Below are 23,956 nucleotides of genomic sequence, written 5' to 3' on the forward strand. Positions count from 1 at the left end.
GGATGCTGAATATTCTATTTTCCATCATGACCAGCCGTCTGATGTGGGGTTTTATCGGCATCACCGCGCTCTCCTTTATCATCTGGGTGATTGGGCCGGTGTTCTCGATTGCGGATTCCCGCCCGCTGGAGCCGGAAGTGAACCGCCAGATCAGTATCGGGCTGCTGTACTTGGCGTGGGGACTGAGCAATCTGGTGCCGCGCCTGTATAACGCCTGGCTGAACCGCAAGCTGATGGGCAGCCTGAAAACCACGCCGGGCGAAGAGGGCAGCGCTGACAACAAGCGTCTGACCAGTGAAGACCGCGTGCTGTCCGAGCGCTTTACCGAAGCCGCCGAGATGCTGAAAAAGGCCCACTTCAGCGGCGCGGGCAATAAGCGCTGGACCCAGCGCTTCAGCCGTCAGTATCTGTATCAACTGCCGTGGTACGTGATTATCGGCGCACCGGGCGCGGGCAAAACCACCGCGCTGGTCAACTCCGGGCTGAAGTTCCCGCTGGCCGACCGCTTTGGTAAAGCGGCGCTGCGCGGCATTGGCGGCACCCGCAACTGCGACTGGTGGTTCACCAATCAGGCGGTGCTGCTGGATACCGCCGGACGCTACACCACCCAGGAAAGCGAACAGCAACAGGATGCCAGCGAGTGGGGTAACTTTGTTGGACTGCTGCGGAAATATCGCGGTCGCCAGCCGATCAACGGCGTGATTGTCACCATCAGCGTCTCCGATTTGTTGACGCAATCGGCTGAAGCGTCGCGTCAGCAGGCGCTTTCGCTGCGTCAGCGTCTGATGGAGCTGCATGAGCAGCTGGGTATCCGTTTCCCGGTGTACGTGATGGTCACCAAAACGGATTTACTGAAAGGCTTCCGTTCGTACTTTGCCCGTTTTGATAAGGCGCAGCGCGATCAGGTCTGGGGCTTCACCTTCCCGTGGGAACGCTCGAAGCTGGCCGATTTCGATCTGTTAAGCGCCTTCACTCAGGAATATGCCCTGCTGCAACAGCGGCTGGATGCCGGTCTGCCGGACACGCTGTTACAGGAAAGCGACGGCAAAGCCCGGGCCGAGAGCTACCTGTTCCCGCAGGAGTTTGCGGCGCTGCGTCCGCTGCTGAATGACTATCTGGAAACCGTCTTCAGCCGCTCCAATTTTGAAACGCAGTTCTCGCCACGCGGCATCTACTTTGCCAGCGGCACTCAGGAAGGTCTGCCGTTTGACCGGGTGATGGGCGAACTGAACCGCGCGCTGAATCTGCCGCAGGAAGAGGGCGGCAACAGCAAAGCGTGGGATCAGGTGGACAAAGCCGCGCCGATCCCGGCCAACAAAGGGCAAAGCTACTTCCTGAAAGACCTGCTGCAAAACGTCATTTTCCAGGAAGCCGGGCTGGCGGGCAGCAACCGCTGGTGGGAGCTGCGCAATCGCGCCGTGCTGTGGTCCGGCTATCTGCTGCTGGCCGCAGCGCTGATCGTGGCCGGCGTGCTGTGGAGCACCAGTTACAACAATAACAAAGCTTATTTGCAGGAAGTGCAGGCGAAAGTGCCGCAGGTGGTGAAGCTCAGCCAGAACCTGCAGGCCAATGACCTGACTGACCTGTATGCGCTGCTGCCGTTCCTCAATGGCGTACTGCATCTGCCGGAGAGTGAGGATTTCGATCTGAACGATCCGCCGATCACCCGCCGGATGGGGCTGTATCGCGGTGTGGAAGTCAGTGATGCGACGTTGTCGCTGTACCAGAAATCCCTGAAGCAGCTGCTGATGCCGCAGGTGGCTCAGCTGATCACCACCTGGCTGCGTAATGACAACGGCAGTGATGCGGATTACAGCTACGAAGCGCTGAAAGCCTATCAGATGCTGTACCAGCCAAAGCATTACGACGGCAAATTCCTGCACGCCTGGCTGATGCTGAATATTCAGCGCAACCAGCCGCAGAACATCACCCAGCAACAGATTAAGCAGCTCGACTGGCATCTGATGCAGCTGTTGGAGACGCAAATTCAGGCGTCGCCGTATGCGCGGGATGATGCGCTGGTAAAGCGCGAGCAGGCGCTGATTAATCAGATGCCGCTGTCGCAGCGGGTCTATGGACGCCTCAAGCGCCTGCTGGAAAGGGATGATGCACTGAAGTCGGTATCGCTGGCTTCACTCGGGGGTCCACAAAGCGAACTGGTCTTCTCACGTAAAAGCGGCAAGTCGATTGGTGAAGGCATTCCGGGGCTGTTTACCCCAGACGGTTACTGGAACAGCTTCGACAAAAACATCGAGAGCGTCACGGCGGCTTTGCATGACGATGACCAGTGGGTGCTGGGCGGACAGGTGCAGGGCGAGACCAGGGATCAAACCGATCTGGCCGTCCGCCAGCTCTATATGGCCGATTACATGCGTCAGTGGGATGGCTTACTGCAGGACATCCAGCTGAACAACAGCGCGGATTTATCGCAACGCATCAACGCGGCGCGTCTGCTTTCCAGCAGCAATTCGCCGCTGCGCAAACTGGTGATTAACCTCAGCCACTATCTGGTGCTGGAGAAAGCGGCCCCGGAAGAGGATATGGCGAAGGCCGGCGAGGACAAGCAGGAGAGCAGCGCCAGCAGCACGCTGAGCGCGCTGTTCCGCTCACGCCAGGCCAGCACCGCCGCCAGCCAGCAGCAGCAAACGCCGGAGCAGTCAGTAACCGCTCACTTCGCACCGGTGATTGAACTGGCTCAGCCACTGGAGAAAGGCGGCAAAACCATCGCCTTCGATGATTTCCTTAAGCAAATCGACGACCTCTATCGCTACCTGACCGCGGTGCAGGATGCGGCCAACAGCGGTATGCCGCCGCCAGCCAGCGATTCAATCAGTCGTCTGCAGGCCAGCGCCGGTCGCCTGCCGGGCTCACTGCAAAACATGTTCACCAGCATGGCGGTGGGTGCCAGCAGTGATACCCAGCGTCGCGATCTGGATAACGTGCGCAAGCGGATCAATGTCGAAGTGGGCAGCTTCTGCCGTCAGGCGATTGCCGGGCGCTATCCGCTCTCCCGCAGTGGCCGTTCTGAAGTGACGCCTGACGATCTGGCGCGGATGTTTGCACCGGGCACCGGTTTGATGGACAGCTTCTTCCGCGACAATCTCGCCAACAAGGTCGATACCACGCAGTCGAGCTGGCGCTTTACGCCGGGCATCGACGGCAAGACCTTGCCAGGCGGCGAAAGCGTGCTGCGCCCGTTCCAGCAGGCGCAAAGCATTCGTGATGCCTTCTTTGCCAATGGCGCGACTACGCCTTCATTCCGCGTCACCGTCCGCACCGTGCAGATGGATAACAACATCCTGACCTTAACGCTGGATGTGGATGGACAGCTGCTGCGTTACAGCCACGGGCCGCAGGCGGTCCAGCTGATGAACTGGCCGGGCCCCGGCGGCACCAACCAGGTGCGTATGCAGCTGGGGCTGGCGGATGGCACCACCGCCACGCTGGTCACCAACGGCGCATGGGCACTGAATCGCTTCTTTGACCGCGCCGAACTCTCGCGCGGCAGCAGCAGCCTCAGCCGCCAGGCGGCCTTTAACGTCAATGGTCATCGGGTGACGCTGGAGTTCACGCCAAACAGTATCCGTAATCCGTTTCAGCTTCCCGGGTTCTCATGCCCCTAACCGCAAGGCAAGGATTTGATAATGAACCAGACTCCTGCGATTGGCTGGTACGGGAAATTGCCCAGTGCCGGTGACTTTCTTAAGCGCCGTTTTCCCGAAACGCTCTGGCAGCAATGGACCCACTGGTTCCAGGTGGGCTTGCTGAACTGGCAGCAAAATGAAGATCAACGCGCCGACGGAGACCGATCGTTCAGCGCCGCGCCGGTGTGGAATTTTGTGGTGCCGCCGATGCTGGGCAGTCAGCTGGTGCAGATGGGCTGCCTGCTGCCCGCGCGTGACAACGTGGGCCGACAGTATCCGGTCTGCGCCTTGCTGACCTTTTCCCCGCAGAGCTGGACGCAACCGCAGCTGGCGCTGGCAGGAGAATGGTATCAGCAGGTGGGGCGCACGCTGCTGAACGCGGTGCGCAACGCGTACAGCGCTGAGCAGCTGGACCAGGCGTTGCTGTCAATTCCCGCACCGGTGCTGCCTGCCGCAGAGTCACGCTCCGACATTCTGGACGTGATTGGCTATGCCGATCGGCCCTGCACGCTGAGCTGGCGGCAGGTATCGGACTGCTTCGATCCGCAGCACTACACCAGCTTCTGGTGGACCAATCAGACCGATGGCTATCCGCTTTATACCCACGTGCACAGCGGCAACTTTACCGGTCAGCTGTTCTCGATGCTGTTTGACCCTGCAGCCGGCGCCAAACCCGGTCGCCACGGTCTTTATCCGCCGATGTTTGAGTAATAACGCAAGGAAATCCTATGAATATCGATGCGCTACTTGAGCCGATAAGCGCTGACAAGCCCTGCGGCGAGAATCTGGAATACGACGCCGATTACATGGCGATGGAGCAGGCCTGCGCGGGCAAAGCCGAGCAGCAATTTGGCAGCACCATCATTCCTGCCGAGCCTGCGGACTGGAACAAAGTCGAGCGGCTGGCCAGCGACCTGTTGAGCCGCACCAAAGATCTCCGCGTGATGCTGGCATTGACCCGCGCCTGGACGCAGCTGAAAGGGCTGCCGGGTTACGCCAACGGCCTGGAGCTGATCAAGCAGTCTTTGCTGCGTTACTGGGAGCCGCTCTGGCCGGTGCTGGAAGAGGACGGTGAGCGCGATCCGTTTTATCGCGTCAATGCGCTGGCGGCATTAAGCGATAAGTCAGCACTCACTACCGCAGCCCGTCAGGCCCCGTTGATTCGCAGCGCCTCAGATGAGATTTCGCTGCGCGATGCCTGCGCACTACTGGACGGCAGCAAAACCGAATGCCCGGAGTATCCTGGCGGCCTCGCACGGCTGACAGATGAGCTGGCGCGCGCGGGTCAACCCGGCGTGGAAGCCATCCTGAGCATAAGTGAGCGGTTACAAACAATTCGTCAAACGCTGGTGGAACACCTCGGCGAAACCGGCGTGCCGGAGATGGAGCAGCTGCAAAAAACGGTGAACACCGTCGCGCAGGCCTGTGAAGTTACCGATCTGGCGAGCCTGATCCCCGGCCTAACGCCAGCGAGTGATGAAGTCCCGCAGGCATCGCCAGCCGCCAGACCGGCGCGTGCCGATATGGACTGGCGCACGATTCAGCCTGGCTCGCGTTCTGATGCCCAGCTGATGCTGGAGAAAGTGAAGCAGTACTTTGTGCAGCACGAGCCAAGCCATCCGGCTCCGCTGATGATCGACCGCGTACAGCGGATGATCGCGCTCGACTTTATGGACATCATCCGTGATTTGGCGCCAGACGGCGTGCATCAGCTGGAAAATATCTTCGGACGCCGCGATAACTGAGTTGCGCGTTCATTCACGTTTTACCGCGAATACCAATGGAGAACCCCATGGCACCAAGTAAATCCAGTGGGCAGAAATTTATCGCCCGTAACCGTGCGCCACGTGTGCAGATCGAATACGACGTGGAGATCTATGGCGCGGAACGCAAAATTGAACTGCCGTTTGTGATGGGCGTGATGTCCGACCTGGTCGGTAAATCGGTCGAAGGCCTGCCGGCCGTAGACGAGCGCAAGTTCCTTGAAATCGATATCGACAACTTTGACGAACGCATGAAGGCGCTGAAACCTCGCGTGGCGTTCCAGGCGGACAACACCTTGACCGGCGAAGGGCGTCTGAACATCGATCTGACCTTCAACAGCATGGAAGATTTCTCGCCGGATGCGGTGGCGCGTAACGTTGAGCCGCTGAATCAGCTGCTGGATGCACGCACTCAGCTTTCCAACCTGCTGACCTATATGGACGGCAAAAACGGCGCGGAAGAGCTGATCTCCAAAATTTTGCAGGATCCTACGCTGCTGAAATCACTGAGCCACCTGCCGAAGCAGGATGAAGCCGCTAAAAGTGGGGAGGAATAACCGATGAGCAATCCTTCACAACAGTCCGAACTGCAGGAACAGCAGGCTTACAGTCAGGATGAGTTCAGCGCGCTGCTGAATAAAGAGTTCCGTCCTAAGACCGACTCTGCGCGTGCCGCCGTGGAAAGCGCGGTGAAAACGCTGGCGCAGCAGGCGCTGGAAAATACCGTCACCGTTTCCACCGATGCCTACCGCACGATTCAGGCGCTGATCGCGGAGATCGACGAGAAGCTGTCTCAGCAGGTAAACCAGATCATCCACCACGAAGACTTCCAGAAGCTGGAAGGGGCGTGGCGTGGCCTGAGCTACCTGGTGAACAACACCGAAACCGACGAGATGCTGAAAATCCGCTTTATGAGCATCTCCAAGCAGGAACTGGGCCGCACGCTGAAGCGTTATAAAGGCGTCGGCTGGGACCAGAGCCCGATCTTCAAGAAGGTGTACGAAGAAGAGTATGGCCAGTTCGGTGGCGAGCCGTTCGGTTGCCTGGTCGGCGATTACTACTTCGACCACAGCCCGCAGGACGTTGAGCTGCTGAGCGAAATGGCGCGCATTGGCGCGGCTTCACACTGTCCGTTCATCACCGGGACTGCGCCGGGCGTGATGCAGATGGAATCCTGGCAGGAGCTGGCGAACCCACGTGACCTGACCAAAATCTTCCAGAACAGCGAATATGCCGCCTGGCGCAGCCTGCGGGAATCGGAAGATGCCCGTTATCTGGGCCTGGTGATGCCACGCTTCCTGTCGCGTCTGCCGTACGGCATTCGCACCAACCCGGTGGACAGCTTCGACTTCGAAGAGCAGACCGACGGTGCGAACCACAGCAATTACACCTGGACCAACGCTGCCTATGCGATGGCGGCTAACATCAACCGCTCCTTCAAAGAGTACGGCTGGTGCACCTCAATCCGTGGCGTGGAGTCAGGCGGTTCGGTAGAAAACCTGCCTTGCCACACCTTCCCAAGCGATGACGGCGGCGTGGATATGAAGTGCCCGACCGAAATCGCCATCAGCGACCGTCGCGAAGCCGAACTGGCGAAAAACGGCTTTATGCCGCTGGTTCACCGCAAGAACTCCGACTTTGCCGCCTTTATCGGCGCACAGTCTTTGCAGAAGCCTGCGGAATACCACGATGCCGATGCCACCGCGAATGCCCGTCTGGCATCACGCCTGCCGTACCTGTTCGCCTGCTGCCGCTTCGCGCATTACCTGAAGTGCATCGTGCGTGACAAGATCGGATCCTTCCGCGAGCGTGACGAGATGGAACGCTGGCTGAACGACTGGGTGATGAACTACGTCGATGGGGATCCGGCTAACTCTTCGCAGGAAACCAAATCCCGCAAGCCGCTGGCATCTGCAGAAGTGCAGGTTGAAGAGATCGAAGACAATCCAGGCTACTACGCCGCCAAGTTCTTCCTGCGCCCGCACTACCAGCTGGAAGGCCTGACCGTGTCGCTGCGTCTGGTATCAAAACTGCCTTCTTTGAAATCTAACGATGCGTAATGGGTATGCGGAGTAATGATTTACTCCGCACAATTTCATCTGTTCTTTAGGTTCATTGCTTTAACGGTTAACCAAATAGCCGTTAAGCAAAGGGTGGTGAACAAAATTTCGCCCAGCATAAAACCCAAAAATGACACAGATAAATGCTCATATCTTATGACCAGATAGAACGAAGAGAGAATATCTAAAATTGAATATATTGATACGATCGATAACAGGGAAATAAAAATGATTGAGATGATCCTTTTCAATTGTTGATCCTTTTTCGATTATGATTATGCAATGTATTCCGGGTAATGTAGCGCATGAATATATCCGTTGTCTATTACCTGACAGAGCTTAAGTGATTCGTTCAATATTTTTAATTAGGTTTGAGTAGTTTTTTTGCCTTAAGTAAAGTTGACGTTACTTAAGGCACAACAATAGTTATACCGCCGCGTGGCGGGTAACTATATTTCTGGATAATCCCATGTAGCGATATTCAGAAGCGAGGCAGAGGTAAAATATGGACTGTTTTATTCAGCCCCATGCTTTCCTGTTTGCCATATCAGTGCTTTATCTAAAGCAAATTTTAACTAATGAAGAGTAGATAATCATGGCTATTGATATGTTTATGAAAGTTGACGGTGTGACTGGCGAATCAAAAGATTCAAACCACACCGGTTGGACCGATATTACTTCTTTCTCCTGGGGCGCTTCACAGCCAGGCAATATGTCTGTGGGCGGCGGCGGCGGTGCCGGTAAAGTGAACTTCAACGATCTGCATGTAAATGCCAAAATTGACAAAAGCGTCACAGCATTGTTGAAGAACTGTGCCAGTGGTAAGCATCTTAATAAAGTTGAAGTTTCTGTGTGTAAAGCTGGTGGAACTCAAATTGAGTACACACGCGTAACTTTAGAAGATGTTTTAGTGACAGGTGTTCAATATGTTGGTGCTGAGCATGATGAAACTTTAGGTGTAACTTATACATTCCAGGCTGCTAAAGTTAAGCAGCAATATTGGGAGCAGAGTACTTCCGGTGGTAAAGGAGCAGAAAGCAGTGCTGGTTGGAATATAAAAGAAAATAAAGAAGCTTAATCATAATAAAGCAATCCCTGATTAGGGGTTGCTTTTAATTTGATGTCTCAATAAAGAAGAAAAATAAAATTTCGACAATGACTTTTTAAAGGAGATTGAAATGGCTATCTCAGGTTCAGTCGGTCAGGGTGGTAAGAATAATATTACTGATGTAAAAACTGTTCAGAAAATGCTTCAAAGGAATGGATTCCCTCTGTTAAAAGATGATGGCCGTATCGGCCCCAAGACTATTAAAGCAATTAAAGATTATCAATCAAGATTTATGAGTCAAGCTGATGGCGTAATCGATGTTAATGGCCGTTCTTATAATAATCTTGCGCAGAATAAATTTTCAAGTTCGGCATCTGGCACAACGATCCAGCCTACTCCTGTAGATAATCACCCTATAGCAGGTCCTCTAAGTGTTAGTGCAGGGCAGGTAACTTTCAATGCAGAAGGTAATGATTTTCCGAATAATATGTATTTTAGTCGGAGGATTCATTGGCCTGGAAATGCAAAGTCGGGAGTAACCATTGGTCGTGGGTATGACATGGGCTCGCGATCAGAAGGATCGATTTTTTCCGATATGGTTCAGGCTGGACTGCCAGCAGTTCAGGCACAACAGATGGCTCAGAGTCATGGTAAGAAAGGGACGCACGCTCGTGATTTTGTTCATAATCAGCGCGAAGCCATAGGAACTATCAGTCATCAAATGCAAATTAGACTATTTGAATTGATCTATCCTCGGTATGTGCAATCTGCTTGTGCTAACTACGACCGTTATACCTTAAGTCTCTCTGGAAGAGTAGAATGGAGCCAACTTAAGCCTGCAATTAGAGAGATTTTGGTTGATTTTGTCTACCAAGGATTTACTCGCGGTCCAAATCCGATGATTGCTGGCATGACAAATGACTTTGACACTCTCATCCACTATATTGATAATACCCCTGATATTAGAGTTCACGAACCCGCAAGACAGCGTGCAAATTACCTTCGCGCTCACCGTACATAAGGATAGTAATGAAATATAGTATAAGTTTTTTACTTGGATTTACTGTGTTGTCTCTAAGCTCGTCTGTATTCGCAGCTGATGCCTGCCTGAATCCTCAGGCTGAAGGGGATATTTTACAGTGTTCTGCCCAGAAAAAGGCTAGTGCAGAAGTTACGTTGAATAAAGAGTACACATCTGCAAAACAGCGAATTTTGACGTCTTATAAAGCGGATAAAACTTTAGGTGATGAGTATTTAAAAACATTAGTTGATGCACAGAGAGGTTGGTTAAAATTCAGAGATGCCCAATGCAAGCTAGAGGCTTTTGTTGCAGAGGAAGGAACACTTGCTAATGAGGTCTCAGTTAATGAATGCGTAGCTAAGATTGATGGTGAGAGGATTAAAGATTTAAAATTAATGCCATATTGATTAATTTAAAAGCGAATGTCATCGGACGTTCGCTTACGATATTTCTTTAAGATGTAGTTGTCGATTTATCATAGGTGGGTAAACTAAGTGATGAGATTTAAAGTCACATTAAAAGTTAATTTTTTTTGTTTCATCGCTATGCATTTTTGTAGACATAGCAAATGCCGTAGAGGATTGCTCAAAGAGAACTAGCGATTCAGAAGTGCTCATTTTTACTCAACGCAACCGTGCTGTAGCCGAGAAGGAACTGATTTCGAATGCTAAGGATATTACTTTTATGAAAATACTCATTACATCTACCGCATTGATTGCGTTTTTCTTAGGATGGTCACCATTGGCTAGTGCAGAAAGTACCGCCGTCTTTAACGGTAAAAAGTTCCTTGCAAAGATTACTGAGCATTGTTCTGAAGGAAATGTCTCCTGTGATGATGTCACGCTTGAATCAAAAAGTAAAAAAACGGGAAAAGGAATTTCATTAAAAGGAAAGACGGTAAACGTAAACTGTCCAGAAGTTTGTGATTTTCGTGGGTATGAATTTAAGAATGGTGCCTATACCTATTATTTTGTCGCCAGTGCTAATAATAACTGGAAACTTAATGTTTTTGAGGGAGATAAAGTAATATCTACTGACAGTGGAACGTTAGAGTAATTACTTTAACTTTTTTTAATAAGCAATTCACCTCCTAAAGAAGCTTTAGTATATTTAAAAGAAGAGAAGGTTGGTTTTAATACTTCTTTCTGGAACCTTTTTCGCCGCAAGGTAGTATTCAAGGGCGGCGATATCATCCGTATCGATAATAGTACGTTGTAGGTGAATACGATGAGGCCGCGAAGTAAAAGGATTATTTGATGGATTCGATTATATGAGCACAGACCACAAATGTTTCATGGTGATTATATTTTTTGTTGTTCTCTTCTTAGTGTCGACTTTTATTTCGTATGTTTCATATCGTAGAAATCTTTCAAGATATAAATATTTTTTAGAGAGTTATCAAAAAAAATTCTCTTTTTATTGATAGCATAACAAAATTAAGTGCACATTTTGGTTTTGTGTTTTTTTTATTTAAAGATAGCATTTTTTATCAGGCTACTAAAAAATAAAGAGATGTATGCCACTAAAGGTGTACTTGTTGATCAAGCTTGTTATGAATTTATGCATTTATTTAATCCCAGTGAAATAAAATGGATGTGGGAATGGAGGCGGAATTATTTAATTCAAAGCGCATTTTTGGTTATGGCACTACTCTCGGCATATATTCATAGTGTTGTTTTTAATTACTAAAAGTACTTATGAGTTAATAATTAAAGCAATGAAGTACGGTCAAAAAGTGTTTCTATGAAAAGAGTTTTAGTAATATCATTTTTAATCGTTTCTTTAGTTGGTTGTCGAACTGAACGACCAACATTTGAAGTGATGCAATTAAGTGTTATTAATAACAAACCTTGTTTTCTTATACCTGCAGATATAGCAGGGAAGAATGATAGATTAGTAAGTAATGGTATTATGGTTTCATTTTTAGACGGAAGCCATTGGAAAACGATTTCTCCTTCAGGGGTTAATTCTGCCGAACGCTCTGTTTCTCCTGGAGAGTGCACGCAATGGCCAGATATAGAGTGGAAGCCTGGTGAATATTCTGTCCTAATGCGGGTTAATAACACTTCGAAAGAAAACTCTACAAGACTCCGATCTGATTTCACATTGACTATCGATGAGTCAGGTAAGATTTCATATGATGAAAAATAAAATTTATATTTTCTAAGTGAATCTGATTTTTTGCCAAAATCCCAACGCTATTCAGAATAATCCTGAGAGGACATATGCGGTTAGTTATCATGGTCATGTGGTTACTACTGCCTACGGGCGTGTTGGCGCAAACATCGCTACATGCTGCTAGTGATGCCGCGTTTCAGAAAGACTTACTCAAAAAGTCATCTAGAAAATCCATTGAAGGTGGCACACCAGTAGATGGGCAGACCTTTACTTTGAATAAAGGTGGCAAAATTCTGGGTACATTCATCGCTGGGAGTGGTTTTAATGCGCAGGATGAAAATGTTTGTTTTGTCGGTTGGTCTAAGGAAAAGCCTGTAATTACTAACGTCATCCCCACAATCGGTTACGATGCTTGGGAAGCAGAAAAATGTAATAAAACAAAATCTGTAGGTATTATTTCAGGTGCAAACAATTCTGACACTAAAATCGCGGTTATCTATGAAGCTTCATCTCCCAATGCAATCGTCGATGAAACACTGGTTTTTTCGGTCGCAAACTCAACGCGGGATCTCGAATTAGACAAAGAATTAACCGATAAAATGGGTTCTTCAGGTGCTAAAACTATCTCGGAATTAAAAGCTAACTATCTCAATAAGACATTATATTGAGGGGTTATCACAAATCAGATTTTCGTTTAGTCAGCTTGTGAGAGCTGATGATGTCTAAAATAAGATATTGGCACTTTGAAGTAAGAATTCATTTATCTTATTTTTTTACCATGATGGTCGATTTTATTATCGTAATGAGAATAAACGATGAAATGCCTTGAAGCTTTACTAATCACAGTCATGTTTAGCGCGCAGGCTTATGCGACTCCTGCTTCCATTGACCCTTTAGCGGGGGCATGGCAAGTCAAGCATGTAGGGATTGATGATTGGATTTCCAGCCATATTAGCGTTTCTCCGGATGATCCTTTATTGGTAGGGCGTAGAGTCATCATCACAGCGGATAAAATCTCAGCCCCAATGAGTCAATTCCCAACCTGTCTTCATCCTGAATTAGACGCTGGTGCAGCGCTTTCATTAGATAAACTGATTGAGTTAACATCTGGTGAGCGAAAGACTGAACCTTCACTACCCATAGCAAAAGATTTTGATCTGTCCTTACGGGGAACTCAAACAGTTACGCCACTGACTTTAAAATGTAAGACGGGGTCCTTCGCTGAAGACGGTGAAAAAATAAAGGCCTGGATGATTATGACTGATGAAAATACGCTGATCATGCCAGGTAATATGAATGTCTATTTGACATTGAAAAGACTTCCGACAGACATAAAGCCAGCGCCTTCGTTTAACTGCAGCAAGGCAGCCAAACCTGCTGAACGGGCGATCTGTAACTCATTCGATCTGGCAGCATGGGATGTCAGTGTTAATGATGCATTCCGCACCGTGGTTTCTCAAGCGACAGAAGTCGACCCTAACGACCATCAGACTATCTCTACAATCAAAAAACAGCAAAATGCCTGGATTGCTCAAAGAAATAAATGTGGAAATGATAGTCAGTGTTTATATAAGAGCATGATTTCTCGTGTTGAGACGTTAAATGACGATAACTAAAAATTTTCACTGAAACAATCCGGTTTTCTGAAGATGTTAATTTCTACACGCACAGGGTTTAATATGAATTTTCGATCCTACTGTCTTTTTTCGATAGCGCTTTTTATTCCGGTTGGCATGGCAAATGCCGCAGAGGATTGCTCAAAGAGAACCAGCGATCCAGAAGTGCTCATTTGTACTCAACATAATCGTGCTGTAGCCGAGAAGGACATGAATACAGAATACTCTGCGGCTAAAAAAAGAATTGATGTCATTTTCGCAAGTGAGCCAGAGATTAAAAAGGATTACCTCACTGTGTTCCTCGACTCTCAACGAAGTTGGCTGAAATATCGTGATGGACAATGTAAGTTGTATGCTCATGTAGCGGATAAAAACTCAAACCCCTATCTGGTATTTACCGATAGTTGCATTGCAAAACTTGATGCGGCCAGAACCACAGAGTTGAAAGAGATTCCTTACGATTAGGCTTGCTAATGACCGCATTGCTGTAATAACAGTTGGTGAAAAGTCTGTTAAGGGTTTGCGATTGTTATTTTCCAGGGTAATTAAATGGATGTGATTAAACTTGTGGTTGCAGCAGAGTTACTGCTGATAATTGCATTTGCAGCGACCCTGATATATCTTTACATGTTCTATAGAAAGAATAATGATATTGTCAATTTTCTCTATGCTTGCCTGATTAGGGCAGGTTATATGGACTCCGAAGATGAATCTTTTTATAAAAATTTAGGTTTTTTTGGGTTTTCATTCAGAGTTTCTATATTGAAAATGATACTCAATGGAAAGGTTTTCAAATCATCTAAAGACCGTTATTTTGATGCCAGTGCGACTAATTTGCTAATCAGTAAAACAAATGGAAATTATGGCTGGATCAAAAGTTATTATAATATTTTTAAAGTTCAGGCTGTCATTGCTACGTTGTTGATTATTCTAACTTATGCCAGTGATTGCTTAATGGTCTGATGTGTTACACACATTAATCTTTTCAATAGTGAGTTTCATTCTATTTCCAGCAATTGTCGAGCAACTCCTCAGGTGCTTCAGAATGAAATTCGTTGAGCCTCCGCCTTCTCCACAATCTCCATTAAGGGATTAAATGAAAAAGTTCGCTTTGTTTTTAATTTCAGTAACAGCTCTCACCGTTTCTCAATTCGCCCGAGCAGAAGAAAATTGCAGCAGTAAAACCATCAGTTGGGAAGTGGATAATTGTAGCGTGAGAAATAAAGATGCCACCGAGGCGATTTTAAACAAAGAGTACTCTGCTGCAAAGAAACGTATCGAAGAAGAATACAAGAGTGATAGCAGCATCGTAAAATTTCAATTAAAAACCCTGCTGGAAACTCAGCGCAACTGGTTAAAGTATCGTGAAGGGCAGTGCAAAATGGAAGCCAGCCTTGCTGACGAAGATAGCAGTGCGCATCTTGGCATGGTCAGTATTTGCATAAATAAATTAGACAAACAGCGTATCGCACAGTTTAAAGAAATGCCCTATGGCTGATTCCCCGCATTTATGCAGTCAGTTATGAATGGTAAGTCCTGGATGAACCCTTAATGAATTCACATGGCGGATGGCGATAACGGAGCAATATGAATACGGTGGCTAATTCAAAAATGAAAGGATATTTGGCGGCGTCTTTGCTGCTGGTGACTGGCTGTGCAAGTGCAACAACTTCACCGACTGTAAATTCAGTGATAAAGCAGGTTAAAAGTACTGTCGAGAAGGAGAAACTGGTCAGCGATCCCGCCTGTACAGATTATTTGTTCACCAAAGATGCAGAAAAAGGAATGGATCTGGTTGATGTCATGGAAAAACAGGGGGGGACTTGCCCTGGCGATCCTCAGGTTCAGCATCGCTTGTTTAGCGTCTATGTTGATAAAAAAACACATCAGATGGTTAGTGATAAGGACGATCCTAAAAACGGTAATCTGTCATTATTACAACCCGCAGAATAATCAGGAGGCGCTTTACAGACTCGCTCATTCACTCATTATAGTTTTGGGAATAAATGGCGTCATGGATAGCGCTGGGAACGAAGTGAATGAGTAAATTACAATTATCTATTCTCACAGTAGTTGTGCTAGCACTGTGTAATATCGCCCGAGCAGAAGAAAATTGCAGCAGTAAAACCATCAGCTGGGAAGTGGAAAATTGTAGCGTAAGAAATAATGATGCCACCGAGGCGGTTTTAAATAAAGAGTACTCTGCTGCAAAGAAACGTATCGAAGAAGAATACAAGAGTGATAGCAGCATCGTAAAATTTCAACGCCATCGCCATCTCCCCCTAATTCAGCCTGCAAACTTCGCCGCTTTTATTTAAAGAGCCGCGAGGCTTGAATGCCGACTAAATCCAACGCAGGAAACCGTTATGCGATTTACGATAATAGCGACCAAATCGGGTCAGCAGCCGCCACAGGGTAGCTGCGACTTTATGCCGCCGGGCGGCACCATTGGCCGGGGAACTGAAAATAATCTGGTGCTGCCGGATGAGAACCGCTCCATCTCCCGCCTGCAGGCGATTGTGCATGTCAGCGCGAATGGCGAGTGCCAAATTACCAACCGAGGCACCGTCACCCTGGTGCACCTGAATGATATTCCTCTGCAACGCGGCCGCCAGGTGGAACTGCAGGATGGCGATATCATCCGTATTGATGATTACGCACTGCAGGTGAGCGAGCTGGGTGCGAGCGCGCAACCCATTGTGAGCGCGCCGATTTCCCGCGCCGTGGTAAGCGATGCGCCAGCGTCAGCGCAGGCCTCGCCACAGCACGTATCATCACCATCGGCGGCTCCCAATGCCGCTTCGCAACCTGTACCGCCGAACACTCCACCGCAGGCAGCGGCTGCACCGTCTGCAACTGCACATGCCGCGCAGCCGCCGGTGTCCACGCAGGCCGCCTCAGCGAATACGGTAATTCCACAGCCGCAGCCTTCAGCACCGCAGTCTGCTGCAAAAGAGAACTCGCCCGCAGCCATCCCCAGCGAAATCTGGGACAGCCTGGCGCAGGAGTTTTCCATCTCCGACAGCCTCTCTAATCGCAGCAAGCCACAGCCGGCCAACCTGAATCCGTTTGCAGAGGCACCGGCCCCGGATCGCAATCCGGTGGATCCGCTGGCGCAGTTTGCCAGCAAGCCGGACAGCCTGAACTTCGATCGCCGCGATCAAACGCCGGATTCCCTGTTTACCGATGACGATGGCCTGTTTAAGCAGGACAGCATCTTCAATGACAGCACGCCAAGCACCCTGATGCAGCAGCCTGCGGCTCAGCCTCAGCAGCCGGGGAAAGGGAAAGATGAGCTGGATCCGCTGGCTCTGTTTGGCGGCAGCGGCGGTGGCGCACCGGCTCAGGCCAACAGCGACGATCCGCTGGGCCTGATGATGGGCAATGCCGTGCCGCTAACGCCGATGGATGCGTCAGGCAGCCAGCCGCGTCCGGCGACGCAGCAGCCTCCGCAGCACACCATCGTGCCGCCAGCGCCGCACGCGCTGGATAGCGACTTCGACCTGTTTGCCGGTGACAAACCCAACCCGCAGCACGCTTCGCCGCTGTTTGATGATGCGCCACAGCATGGCGACGAAACGCCATCACGGTCGGCTGGCTCCCCGGCAGGCCCTGGCGATTCGCCGCTGTTCGCTGAATCCTCTTCAGATCTGGCCGATTCACAGCTGTTTGCTGAGTCTTCTGCAAATCAGCCTGACTCGCCGTTGTTTGATCAGCCGCCGACGGCCGCTCAACCGGATTACGGCGGCATCACGCTGCCCACGCCGCAGGCGGTAGCCCGTAATACCACGCCGCCGCCAAAAGGCCGTCTGCGCATCGATCCTGTCTCCAATACGACTTCACAGCAGTCGTCGTCAACGGCCTCCAGTGGCCAGGTGCTGGACGGTGAACTGCTGGACGCATTAATCGGCGGCATGGGGCTCAACGATCTGCAACCGACGCCGCGCATCGATCGCGATTCCATGCAGGAGCTTGGGCAGATGCTCAGCATGTTCTCGCAGGGGACCGTGGCGCTGCTCTCTTCCCGTTCGATCCTCAAGCGCGGCGTGAAGGCAGAAATGACGGTGATCCTCGACGAGGCGAACAACCCGTTCAAGCTGCTGCCGTCAGGTAAATCGGTGCTGATGCAGATGTTCGGCAGCCGCATGCCGGGCTTTATGCCGCCGAAACAGTCGGTGCGCGATGCGCTGGTCGATCTGCAGGCGCACCAGTTGGGGATGATCGCCGGGATCCGCGCAATCATCGCTTCGATGCTGCAATCCTTCAATCCTCAGCAGCTGGAAGAAGAAGCAAAACAGGAAGGGATCACCTCACGGATCTCCTTGCCGAGCAGCCGCAAAGCCGCGCTGTGGGAACACTTCACCAAACGCTATGGCGAAACCGCCGGTGAAATCGAAGACGACTTCCATACCCTGTTCGGCGAGGCGTTTCTGCATGCCTATGACATGGAAGTGAACCAGTACAAAGACTCTCAAATCAGATCGGAAGAATGATGAATATCACCATTGCCTCTATGTCGAATCAGGGCGCCCGCGAAAGCAATCAGGACCAGACAGGTGAGATCATCGGTGAGCGGTCGGCCTGTTTTGTGGTCTGCGATGGTGTCGCGGGATTGCCAGGCGGTGATGTCGCTGCTGAGCTGGCGCGCAACACCATCCTTGAGCGCTTCAACGGCGATCGGCATCTGGATGCGCAGAGCATCCGCCGCTACGTCAACGAAGCCAATGGCGCTATCCGCCAGCAGCAGAAAGCCATGACCGACTACAAACGCATGGGCACCACCATGGTCAGCCTGTTTATCGATCGGGATTTCGAGCTGGCTTACTGGGCGCACGCCGGTGACAGCCGCCTGTATCTGTTTCGCCGTGGCTATCTCTATCACGTCACCACCGACCACAGCCTGGTGCAGCAGATGAAAGATGCCGGACACCAGACCGAAGGGATCAACAGCAATCTGCTCTATTTTGCGCTGGGCATGGGCGATGAAGAGCGGGATGCCAGCTACAGCGATGTGGTGCCGATTGAAGATGGCGATGCGTTTTTACTCTGCACGGACGGCTTCTGGCACGCCCTCTCGCCAGACCATATGCAGCAGTCATTGCATATGGTGAACACCCCGGACGAGTGGCTGACGCTGATGCAGGAAGTGATCCGCAAGAACGACCTGCAATCCGAGGCCAGCCAGGACAACTACAGCGCCGTGGCGGTCTGGGTTGGCGATCCACAAGACACCACGCTGCTGCACTCCTTGTCGCAGGCAGCCCAGTTTTTCCCTCTTCGTGATTAACGGCCTTAAAGGACTTATATGAAATATTGGCTATCAGGCGCGCTCTCCCTGTTTATCGCGTCCAGCGCCTGGGCGCAGGATTATCTCGTGGTCTCTTCGCCTTCGCAGAAACTGGATATCTGGATCGATAACGTTAAAAGCAAAAACGCGGCCGACTGGTGTACGCGTGAGCTTCCGCTGCGCATCGTGGCAAAAGGCAAAAAGGATCCGGACGTGCTGAACGATTTCCTGCCGCGCGTCGGCAAGGTCTTGCAGCATCAGTGCGGCAAGATGGAATCCATTCACTGGCAGATGACCGACAGCAACGGCAGTGCGCTGGCAAAAGGCACCGCCGCCAAAGCCCAGTCCTGGGCGGTGAAGGTGGAACCTGACTCCCCGGTGACGCCTCCAGCAGCGCCGCCGGCAGCCGAGACCGCACCGGCAGCCACGCCAGCGGCGGCCGATCTTTCCCCGCCGGCCGATACCACGCCGTGGGTGCAGTTCAGCCTGCTCGACGGTTGCCACTTCCGCACCTATTTCCGCAGCGGCAACCAGACCAGCGCCCTGTTTGTGCCTGCCAAAGGCGGCGTCAGCTGTGGCAGCGATGGCTGGCTGAGCGGCGAAAGCCAGATTGCTCAGCTGGGCAAAGGGGCCAGCAAAAACGTGCGCATGACCTTCCTGCAAGGCTTCCCGGTGGCCGGACTGACCAGCAAAGCGCTCAGCCAGGATCTGCAAATCACCACCGTGAATAATCAGCGGATGGTGCTGAGCGATGAGAAGTCGCCGCAGAGCTGGATGGTGGTGCCGTTCGACCCGGCGGTTAACGGCTGGAAAACGGATGGCACGGTGGTGGTGGAAATTACCGCCGCACAGGCCAGCGACGAAAGCGATGTGAAGGCGCGCCTCGCTGAGGTACGTAAAGTCTGGTCGCCTTACCTGGCGGATAAAAGCACGCTGACCATCAAACTGGTGCAGGCGCTCCATCCGCAGCTTAAAGACCCGGCAGCCGGTTCATTCCGCACCCTCAACTAGTTCACTGCACGTCAAAGGAAAGCTTATGTACTCCCTCAGCACCCTGATGTCCGGCGCCTCGCTTGCGGAAACGCTGGCGCGCGTCGAAGGCAAAATTAAAGCCAACCCGGCGGATGCCGATTTGCGCGCGGCCTTCGTGCAGCTGCTGTGCCTGGCTGGAAACTGGACGCGCGCCATCACCCAGATGAAATCCTGGGCGGCGTTGAAGCCACAGGCCAAACCGACGGTGACGTTGCTGGAGCAGGCGGTGGCGGGAGAGGTGCAGCGCGCGGCGGTGTTTGCCGGCGAGGCCTCGCCGATGATGCCTGGGGACGCCTTTAACTGGGCCGAAGGGTTGTTAAGCGCGCTGCGGGCCGATGCGGCGGGCAAAAACCTGTTGGCTGACGAGCTGCGTGCGGCGGCGTTCGAGGCGGCTGAAATCAATCCCGGCAGCCTGAAGCAGTTGAAGGATGAGTCAGCGCAGGCGGTCGAATGGTTGATTGATGGCGATGGCCGCCTTGGCCCAATCTGCGAGCTGATCGTCAACGGGCGCTACACCTGGCTGCCGTTCAGCGCCATCAGCGAACTGCGTTTTCAGGCACCGGCCAGCGTGACCGATCTGGTCTGGCGTCATACCTCGGTCAGGCTGACCGACGGCAGCGAGCAGGTGTGTCAGATCCCGGTGCGCTATCCGTTTGGCGCTGAAGCCGCTGATAACCTGCTGCTGGCCAGCGTCACCGAATGGCAGCCGTTGGATGGTGCCGGCCTGCACTTTAGCGGACTGGGGCAGAAAACCTGGCTGAGCGGCGAAGCGGACTATCCGTTGCTGAGCCTGGACGTGCTGACCTTCGACGAGGCGCTATGAGCAATGACTTCGACCTGAATCAACCGCAGCAGGGCAGCGATCTGCTGCGCGGTGGCTACCGTCACCGCAACAAGCAGGAAGCGTTAAACGCCCGCGACAAAATGCAGCCTTCACTGCTGGATCGGCTGACCGATAACGCACCGGACAAGCTGAAAGAGTCCGCCAGCAACACGGTGATTTCCCACACCACGCTGCGGCGGCATGTGCTGCGGGATTTGCAGTGGCTGTTTAACAGCATCAATAACGAAGGGCAGCAGGATCTGGAGCCCTTCGCCGAGGTGAAGCGCTCGGTGCTGAACTATGGCGTCGCGCCGCTTTCCGGGCAGCGCATGTCCGACATCGAATGGCAGGACGTGCAGCGCAAGCTCACCAACTCGATCCTGCATTTTGAGCCGCGCATATTGCCGGTGGGTTTGCAGGTGCGCTGCATTTCAGACACCACCTCGCTGGACCTGCACAACGTGTTGTCGATTGAAATCAAGGGGCGGCTGTGGTGCGTGCCCTATCCGCTGGAATTCCTGTTCCGCACCGATGTCGACCTGGAAAACGGCCATTTTGAGTTTAAAGACGTAGGGTAATCATGGACAGCAAACTGCTCGATTATTACAACCGTGAACTGGCGTACCTGCGCGAAATGGGGGCGGAGTTTGCCGAACGCTACCCAAAAGTCGCCGGACGGCTGGGGATGCGCGGGATTGACGTCGCCGATCCGTATGTCGAGCGGCTGATGGAAGGCTTTGCCTTTCTGACCTCCCGCGTGCAGTTAAAAATGGATGCCGAGTTCCCGCGTTTCTCCCAGCGGATGCTGGAGATGATTGCGCCAAACTACCTGGCCCCTACGCCGTCGATGGCGATTGCGGAGCTGCATCCGGACAGCCAGAAAGGCGACATCAGCGGCGGCTTTCGCGTCCCGCGCGGCACGATGATGGACAGCCAGACGCTGAAGAAAAGCGGCGTCACCTGCAGCTACAGCACCGCCCACGATGTGATGCTGCAACCGCTGACCATCACCAGCGTCGAGCTGGGCGGCGTGCCGGCGGATATCCCGCTGGGGCCGATGGGCCTCAGCCAGCGCGGAGCCGCCAGCGCGCTACGCATCCGCCTGACCTGTTTCAACGACGTAACCCTCAACACCCTGACCTTTGACGATCTGATGTTCTTCCTCAGCGGCCCGGATATTCAGGCGCAAAAGCTGCTTGAATTGATTATGCAACACACGGTGGGCAGCTTCTGCCAGACGGTGGAAGCACAGCCGCAGCGGGTGGTGATGAACGATGAGGCGCTGACCCAGGAAGGATTTTCGCCAGACCAGGCCTTGCTGCCGGACGATCTGCGCAACTTCGACGGCTACCGGCTGTTGCAGGAGTACTTTGCTTTTCCGGCCCGTTTCCAGTTCATCAACATCAGCCAGCTGCGCGGCATTCTCGGCAAGTGCGGCCCGGAGGTGAAGGCGTTTGAGATCGTGCTGCTGCTGGATAAAGCCGACGCGGCGCTGGAAAGGGTGATTGATAAAAGCCATCTGTCGCTGCACTGCACGCCGGTGATCAACCTGTTCCCGAAGACGGCCGAGCGGCAAAAAATCAGCGACAGCGTGCATGAATATCATCTGGTGGTCGACAATATTCGCCCGCTGGATTATGAGATTTACTCGGTTCAGAAGCTGTATGCCACCGGCGATAAGCGCCGGGACGAACAGGTTTTCCGCCCGTTCTGGAGCACCTTTAGTCAGGACCACGGGGATTACGGCGCCTATTTCTCGCTGCGCCGCGAACAGCGCACGCTGTCTGAGCGCGCGCAGCGTTACGGTACGCGGACCGGCTATGTCGGCTCGGAAGTTTTCCTGTCGCTGGTGGATGAACGTCATTCCCCGTGGAGCGATGATCTGCGCCATCTGACCGCCGACGTGCTGTGCACCAGCCGCGATCTGCCGCTGATGCTGCTGCAACAGGATCAGGGCAACTTCCTGATGCCGGACTCGATTCCGGTCGGTCAGTTAACGCTGAAGAAAGGGCCAACGCCACCGCGTCCGGCGCTGGCCGAAGGGCTGACGACCTGGCGCTTGATCAGCCATCTGCAAATGAACTACCTCAGCCTGATGGACAGTGATGAAGGACAGGGCGCTGCCGCGCTGCGTCAGCTGCTGGGGCTGTATGCCAATCTGGCGGAAGCGCCGGTGGCGAGGCAGATCGAAGGCATCCGCCACTGTCAGTTAAAGCCGGTGTATCGCCGGGTGCCGGAACCCGGTCCGATCGTCTTCGCGCGGGGCGTGGGCATCGAACTGAGCGGGGATGAACAGGCGTTCTCCGGTTCAAGCCCGTGGTTACTGGGCAGCGTGCTGGAGCGGGTCTTTTCGCGGCTGGTGGCGATGAACAGCTTTACCGAAGTGACGCTGATCAGTCAGCAGCGCGGTGAAGTGGGTTACTGGTCGCCGAGGATGGGCAAAAGGGCGCTGATATGAGTGATGCGACGGCACCATCGACGTTACGATTCCGCAAAATCCAGCGGCTGCCGGAACATTTCTGGCAAGGCGTGACGCTGGCACCCTGGCGCTACGATCTGTTCCAGCTGCTGCGGCGGCTGGATGCGCAGGGCGGAGAACGCTATCCGCTGGGACGGGCGCCGCTGCCGCGCCACGAGCCGCTGCGTATTGGTCAGACGCCTTCGCTGGCCTTCGCACCCTCGACGCTCGCCAGCGCCAGCGCGCGTGAGAACAGCCCGCTGCACGATGTCTCGATCCTCAGCTTCGGCCTGTTCGGCCCCAACGGCCCGCTGCCGGTTCACCTGACCGAATATGCGCGCGAGCGCATTTATCATCACCAGGATCACAGCCTGAGCGCCTTTGCGGATCTGTTCCATCATCGCCTGACGCTGCTGTTTTATCGTGCCTGGGCCGATGCGCAGCCGACGGTGTCGCTGGACCGCGAGGACGCCCATCACTTTGAACGCTATCTGGCCAGCCTGATTGGCATGGGCCAGCCCGGCCAGCTGGAAAAAGGCAGCCTCAGCGAACACGCGCGCTATACGGTGGCCGGGCACTTAACCCGCAACGGGCGCGATGCCGAAGGATTGCAAAAAATCCTCAGCCACTATTTCAAGGTGCCGGTCACGCTGGTGGAAAACGTGCCGCACTGGCAGCCGATCGATCGCCGCGAGCGCGCGCAGCTGGGTGCCGGACGGCGGATGCCGACACTGGGGCAGTCCGCCTTTCTCGGCGTCGCAGTGCGCGATGTGCAGCATAAATTTCGCATCGAACTGGGGCCGCTGAGCCTGGCAAATTACAACCGGTTTTTGCCCGGCACACCCTGGGCACAGCAGCTGCGCGACTGGGTTCGGCAGTATCTGGGCATCGAATACGTCTGGGACCTGCGGCTGATCCTGGCGGCGGAAGACGTGCAGGGCGTCAGCCTCGGTGGCCCGGCTCAGCTGGGCTACAACGGCTGGCTGGGTTGCCCTGAAAATCCGCAGCCGCGTAACGATCTGACCTTCAGCCCTGAACCGACTGAAACCCCTGGGATTTAAGGACGTCATTCTGTCGTCATCCCGC

Annotated in this window: 24 protein-coding genes; all 24 read left to right on the forward strand. The window is 52.9% G+C overall.

Going from position 1 to position 23,956, the window contains the following annotated elements:
- The first annotated feature begins 2 nt into the window (after positions 1-2).
- A complete protein-coding gene (gene tssM / locus E2F51_RS10230; RefSeq protein ID WP_134823389.1) occupies positions 3-3,623 on the forward strand; it encodes a type VI secretion system membrane subunit TssM in 3,621 nt (1,206 codons plus the stop codon).
- 21 nt (positions 3,624-3,644) lie between these two features.
- Positions 3,645-4,355: a type VI secretion system-associated protein TagF gene (gene tagF / locus E2F51_RS10235; protein WP_013200617.1), complete on the forward strand. Its 711-nt coding sequence runs from the start codon at positions 3,645-3,647 to the stop codon at positions 4,353-4,355.
- Positions 4,356-4,372: 17 nt separating this feature from the next.
- Positions 4,373-5,389: a type VI secretion system protein TssA gene (gene tssA, locus E2F51_RS10240; protein WP_053140538.1), complete on the forward strand. Its 1,017-nt coding sequence runs from the start codon at positions 4,373-4,375 to the stop codon at positions 5,387-5,389.
- Between the two features lie 47 nt (positions 5,390-5,436).
- Positions 5,437-5,964, forward strand: a complete 528-nt coding sequence (gene tssB, locus E2F51_RS10245; protein WP_106381763.1) for a type VI secretion system contractile sheath small subunit — start codon at positions 5,437-5,439, stop codon at positions 5,962-5,964.
- A 3-nt stretch (positions 5,965-5,967) separates the two neighbouring features.
- The gene (tssC, locus tag E2F51_RS10250; protein ID WP_053140535.1) at positions 5,968-7,467 is read left to right on the forward strand and encodes a type VI secretion system contractile sheath large subunit; all 1,500 of its coding nucleotides are present in this window, start codon (positions 5,968-5,970) and stop codon (positions 7,465-7,467) included.
- Between the two features lie 595 nt (positions 7,468-8,062).
- A complete protein-coding gene (locus E2F51_RS10255; RefSeq protein WP_106381762.1) occupies positions 8,063-8,545 on the forward strand; it encodes a type VI secretion system tube protein Hcp in 483 nt (160 codons plus the stop codon).
- 100 nt (positions 8,546-8,645) lie between these two features.
- Positions 8,646-9,536 (forward strand): peptidoglycan-binding protein, encoded by an 891-nt coding sequence (locus E2F51_RS10260; RefSeq protein ID WP_134823390.1) that lies wholly within the window; start codon positions 8,646-8,648, stop codon positions 9,534-9,536.
- 8 nt (positions 9,537-9,544) lie between these two features.
- Positions 9,545-9,943, forward strand: a complete 399-nt coding sequence (locus tag E2F51_RS10265; RefSeq protein WP_134823391.1) for a lysozyme inhibitor LprI family protein — start codon at positions 9,545-9,547, stop codon at positions 9,941-9,943.
- Between the two features lie 277 nt (positions 9,944-10,220).
- Positions 10,221-10,592 (forward strand): hypothetical protein, encoded by a 372-nt coding sequence (locus E2F51_RS10270; RefSeq protein ID WP_134823392.1) that lies wholly within the window; start codon positions 10,221-10,223, stop codon positions 10,590-10,592.
- A 687-nt stretch (positions 10,593-11,279) separates the two neighbouring features.
- Positions 11,280-11,687 (forward strand): putative T6SS immunity periplasmic lipoprotein, encoded by a 408-nt coding sequence (locus E2F51_RS10275; protein WP_134823393.1) that lies wholly within the window; start codon positions 11,280-11,282, stop codon positions 11,685-11,687.
- Positions 11,688-11,776: 89 nt separating this feature from the next.
- A complete protein-coding gene (locus E2F51_RS10280; RefSeq protein WP_134823394.1) occupies positions 11,777-12,322 on the forward strand; it encodes a hypothetical protein in 546 nt (181 codons plus the stop codon).
- A 147-nt stretch (positions 12,323-12,469) separates the two neighbouring features.
- Positions 12,470-13,270 (forward strand): lysozyme inhibitor LprI family protein, encoded by an 801-nt coding sequence (locus E2F51_RS10285; RefSeq protein ID WP_134823395.1) that lies wholly within the window; start codon positions 12,470-12,472, stop codon positions 13,268-13,270.
- A gap of 63 nt (positions 13,271-13,333) precedes the next feature.
- Complete coding sequence (locus tag E2F51_RS10290) at positions 13,334-13,735, forward strand: lysozyme inhibitor LprI family protein (protein ID WP_134824853.1); 402 nt, start codon at positions 13,334-13,336, stop codon at positions 13,733-13,735.
- An 84-nt stretch (positions 13,736-13,819) separates the two neighbouring features.
- Entirely contained in the window at positions 13,820-14,233 is a 414-nt protein-coding gene (locus E2F51_RS10295; RefSeq protein ID WP_134823396.1) for a hypothetical protein, read from the forward strand.
- Positions 14,234-14,366: 133 nt separating this feature from the next.
- A complete protein-coding gene (locus E2F51_RS10300) occupies positions 14,367-14,768 on the forward strand; it encodes a lysozyme inhibitor LprI family protein (protein WP_013200622.1) in 402 nt (133 codons plus the stop codon).
- An 89-nt stretch (positions 14,769-14,857) separates the two neighbouring features.
- The gene (locus E2F51_RS10305; protein ID WP_013200623.1) at positions 14,858-15,223 is read left to right on the forward strand and encodes a hypothetical protein; all 366 of its coding nucleotides are present in this window, start codon (positions 14,858-14,860) and stop codon (positions 15,221-15,223) included.
- A gap of 86 nt (positions 15,224-15,309) precedes the next feature.
- Complete coding sequence (locus tag E2F51_RS10310) at positions 15,310-15,588, forward strand: hypothetical protein (protein ID WP_134823397.1); 279 nt, start codon at positions 15,310-15,312, stop codon at positions 15,586-15,588.
- A gap of 48 nt (positions 15,589-15,636) precedes the next feature.
- Positions 15,637-17,763, forward strand: a complete 2,127-nt coding sequence (tagH, locus tag E2F51_RS10315; protein ID WP_134823398.1) for a type VI secretion system-associated FHA domain protein TagH — start codon at positions 15,637-15,639, stop codon at positions 17,761-17,763.
- Positions 17,763-18,557: a PP2C family serine/threonine-protein phosphatase gene (locus E2F51_RS10320; protein ID WP_134824854.1), complete on the forward strand. Its 795-nt coding sequence runs from the start codon at positions 17,763-17,765 to the stop codon at positions 18,555-18,557. The genes tagH and E2F51_RS10320 overlap by 1 nt, the downstream gene beginning before the upstream one ends.
- A gap of 18 nt (positions 18,558-18,575) precedes the next feature.
- On the forward strand, positions 18,576-19,568 hold the full coding sequence (locus E2F51_RS10325; RefSeq protein ID WP_134823399.1) for a hypothetical protein: 993 nt from the start codon (positions 18,576-18,578) through the stop codon (positions 19,566-19,568).
- Between the two features lie 25 nt (positions 19,569-19,593).
- On the forward strand, positions 19,594-20,412 hold the full coding sequence (locus E2F51_RS10330; protein ID WP_134823400.1) for a type VI secretion system accessory protein TagJ: 819 nt from the start codon (positions 19,594-19,596) through the stop codon (positions 20,410-20,412).
- Positions 20,409-20,990, forward strand: a complete 582-nt coding sequence (gene tssE, locus E2F51_RS10335; protein WP_053140497.1) for a type VI secretion system baseplate subunit TssE — start codon at positions 20,409-20,411, stop codon at positions 20,988-20,990. Before E2F51_RS10330 ends, tssE begins: the two co-directional genes overlap by 4 nt.
- Before the next feature lie 2 nt (positions 20,991-20,992).
- Positions 20,993-22,870 carry a type VI secretion system baseplate subunit TssF gene (gene tssF, locus E2F51_RS10340; RefSeq protein ID WP_134823401.1) on the forward strand — a complete coding sequence of 626 codons (1,878 nt, stop codon included), beginning with the start codon at positions 20,993-20,995 and terminating at the stop codon, positions 22,868-22,870.
- Positions 22,867-23,931 carry a type VI secretion system baseplate subunit TssG gene (gene tssG, locus E2F51_RS10345; RefSeq protein WP_134823402.1) on the forward strand — a complete coding sequence of 355 codons (1,065 nt, stop codon included), beginning with the start codon at positions 22,867-22,869 and terminating at the stop codon, positions 23,929-23,931. The genes tssF and tssG overlap by 4 nt, the downstream gene beginning before the upstream one ends.
- The last annotated feature ends 25 nt before the right edge of the window (positions 23,932-23,956 follow it).

It is taken from the genome of Erwinia sp. QL-Z3, assembly GCF_004551645.1.
Lineage (GTDB): Bacteria > Pseudomonadota > Gammaproteobacteria > Enterobacterales > Enterobacteriaceae > Erwinia > Erwinia billingiae.

Excerpts from the sequence above, each read along its gene's own strand:
- tssM (WP_134823389.1), top strand. The coding sequence starts at position 3 with ATGCTGAATATTCTATTTTCCATCATGACCAGCCGTCTGATGTGGGGT.
- tagF (WP_013200617.1), top strand. The coding sequence starts at position 3,645 with ATGAACCAGACTCCTGCGATTGGCTGGTACGGGAAATTGCCCAGTGCC.
- tssA (WP_053140538.1), top strand. The coding sequence starts at position 4,373 with ATGAATATCGATGCGCTACTTGAGCCGATAAGCGCTGACAAGCCCTGC.
- tssB (WP_106381763.1), top strand. The coding sequence starts at position 5,437 with ATGGCACCAAGTAAATCCAGTGGGCAGAAATTTATCGCCCGTAACCGT.
- tssC (WP_053140535.1), top strand. The coding sequence starts at position 5,968 with ATGAGCAATCCTTCACAACAGTCCGAACTGCAGGAACAGCAGGCTTAC.
- E2F51_RS10255 (WP_106381762.1), top strand. The coding sequence starts at position 8,063 with ATGGCTATTGATATGTTTATGAAAGTTGACGGTGTGACTGGCGAATCA.
- E2F51_RS10260 (WP_134823390.1), top strand. The coding sequence starts at position 8,646 with ATGGCTATCTCAGGTTCAGTCGGTCAGGGTGGTAAGAATAATATTACT.
- E2F51_RS10265 (WP_134823391.1), top strand. The coding sequence starts at position 9,545 with ATGAAATATAGTATAAGTTTTTTACTTGGATTTACTGTGTTGTCTCTA.
- E2F51_RS10270 (WP_134823392.1), top strand. The coding sequence starts at position 10,221 with ATGAAAATACTCATTACATCTACCGCATTGATTGCGTTTTTCTTAGGA.
- E2F51_RS10275 (WP_134823393.1), top strand. The coding sequence starts at position 11,280 with ATGAAAAGAGTTTTAGTAATATCATTTTTAATCGTTTCTTTAGTTGGT.
- E2F51_RS10280 (WP_134823394.1), top strand. The coding sequence starts at position 11,777 with ATGGTCATGTGGTTACTACTGCCTACGGGCGTGTTGGCGCAAACATCG.
- E2F51_RS10285 (WP_134823395.1), top strand. The coding sequence starts at position 12,470 with ATGAAATGCCTTGAAGCTTTACTAATCACAGTCATGTTTAGCGCGCAG.
- E2F51_RS10290 (WP_134824853.1), top strand. The coding sequence starts at position 13,334 with ATGAATTTTCGATCCTACTGTCTTTTTTCGATAGCGCTTTTTATTCCG.
- E2F51_RS10295 (WP_134823396.1), top strand. The coding sequence starts at position 13,820 with ATGGATGTGATTAAACTTGTGGTTGCAGCAGAGTTACTGCTGATAATT.
- E2F51_RS10300 (WP_013200622.1), top strand. The coding sequence starts at position 14,367 with ATGAAAAAGTTCGCTTTGTTTTTAATTTCAGTAACAGCTCTCACCGTT.
- E2F51_RS10305 (WP_013200623.1), top strand. The coding sequence starts at position 14,858 with ATGAATACGGTGGCTAATTCAAAAATGAAAGGATATTTGGCGGCGTCT.
- E2F51_RS10310 (WP_134823397.1), top strand. The coding sequence starts at position 15,310 with ATGAGTAAATTACAATTATCTATTCTCACAGTAGTTGTGCTAGCACTG.
- tagH (WP_134823398.1), top strand. The coding sequence starts at position 15,637 with ATGCGATTTACGATAATAGCGACCAAATCGGGTCAGCAGCCGCCACAG.
- E2F51_RS10320 (WP_134824854.1), top strand. The coding sequence starts at position 17,763 with ATGAATATCACCATTGCCTCTATGTCGAATCAGGGCGCCCGCGAAAGC.
- E2F51_RS10325 (WP_134823399.1), top strand. The coding sequence starts at position 18,576 with ATGAAATATTGGCTATCAGGCGCGCTCTCCCTGTTTATCGCGTCCAGC.
- E2F51_RS10330 (WP_134823400.1), top strand. The coding sequence starts at position 19,594 with ATGTACTCCCTCAGCACCCTGATGTCCGGCGCCTCGCTTGCGGAAACG.
- tssE (WP_053140497.1), top strand. The coding sequence starts at position 20,409 with ATGAGCAATGACTTCGACCTGAATCAACCGCAGCAGGGCAGCGATCTG.
- tssF (WP_134823401.1), top strand. The coding sequence starts at position 20,993 with ATGGACAGCAAACTGCTCGATTATTACAACCGTGAACTGGCGTACCTG.
- tssG (WP_134823402.1), top strand. The coding sequence starts at position 22,867 with ATGAGTGATGCGACGGCACCATCGACGTTACGATTCCGCAAAATCCAG.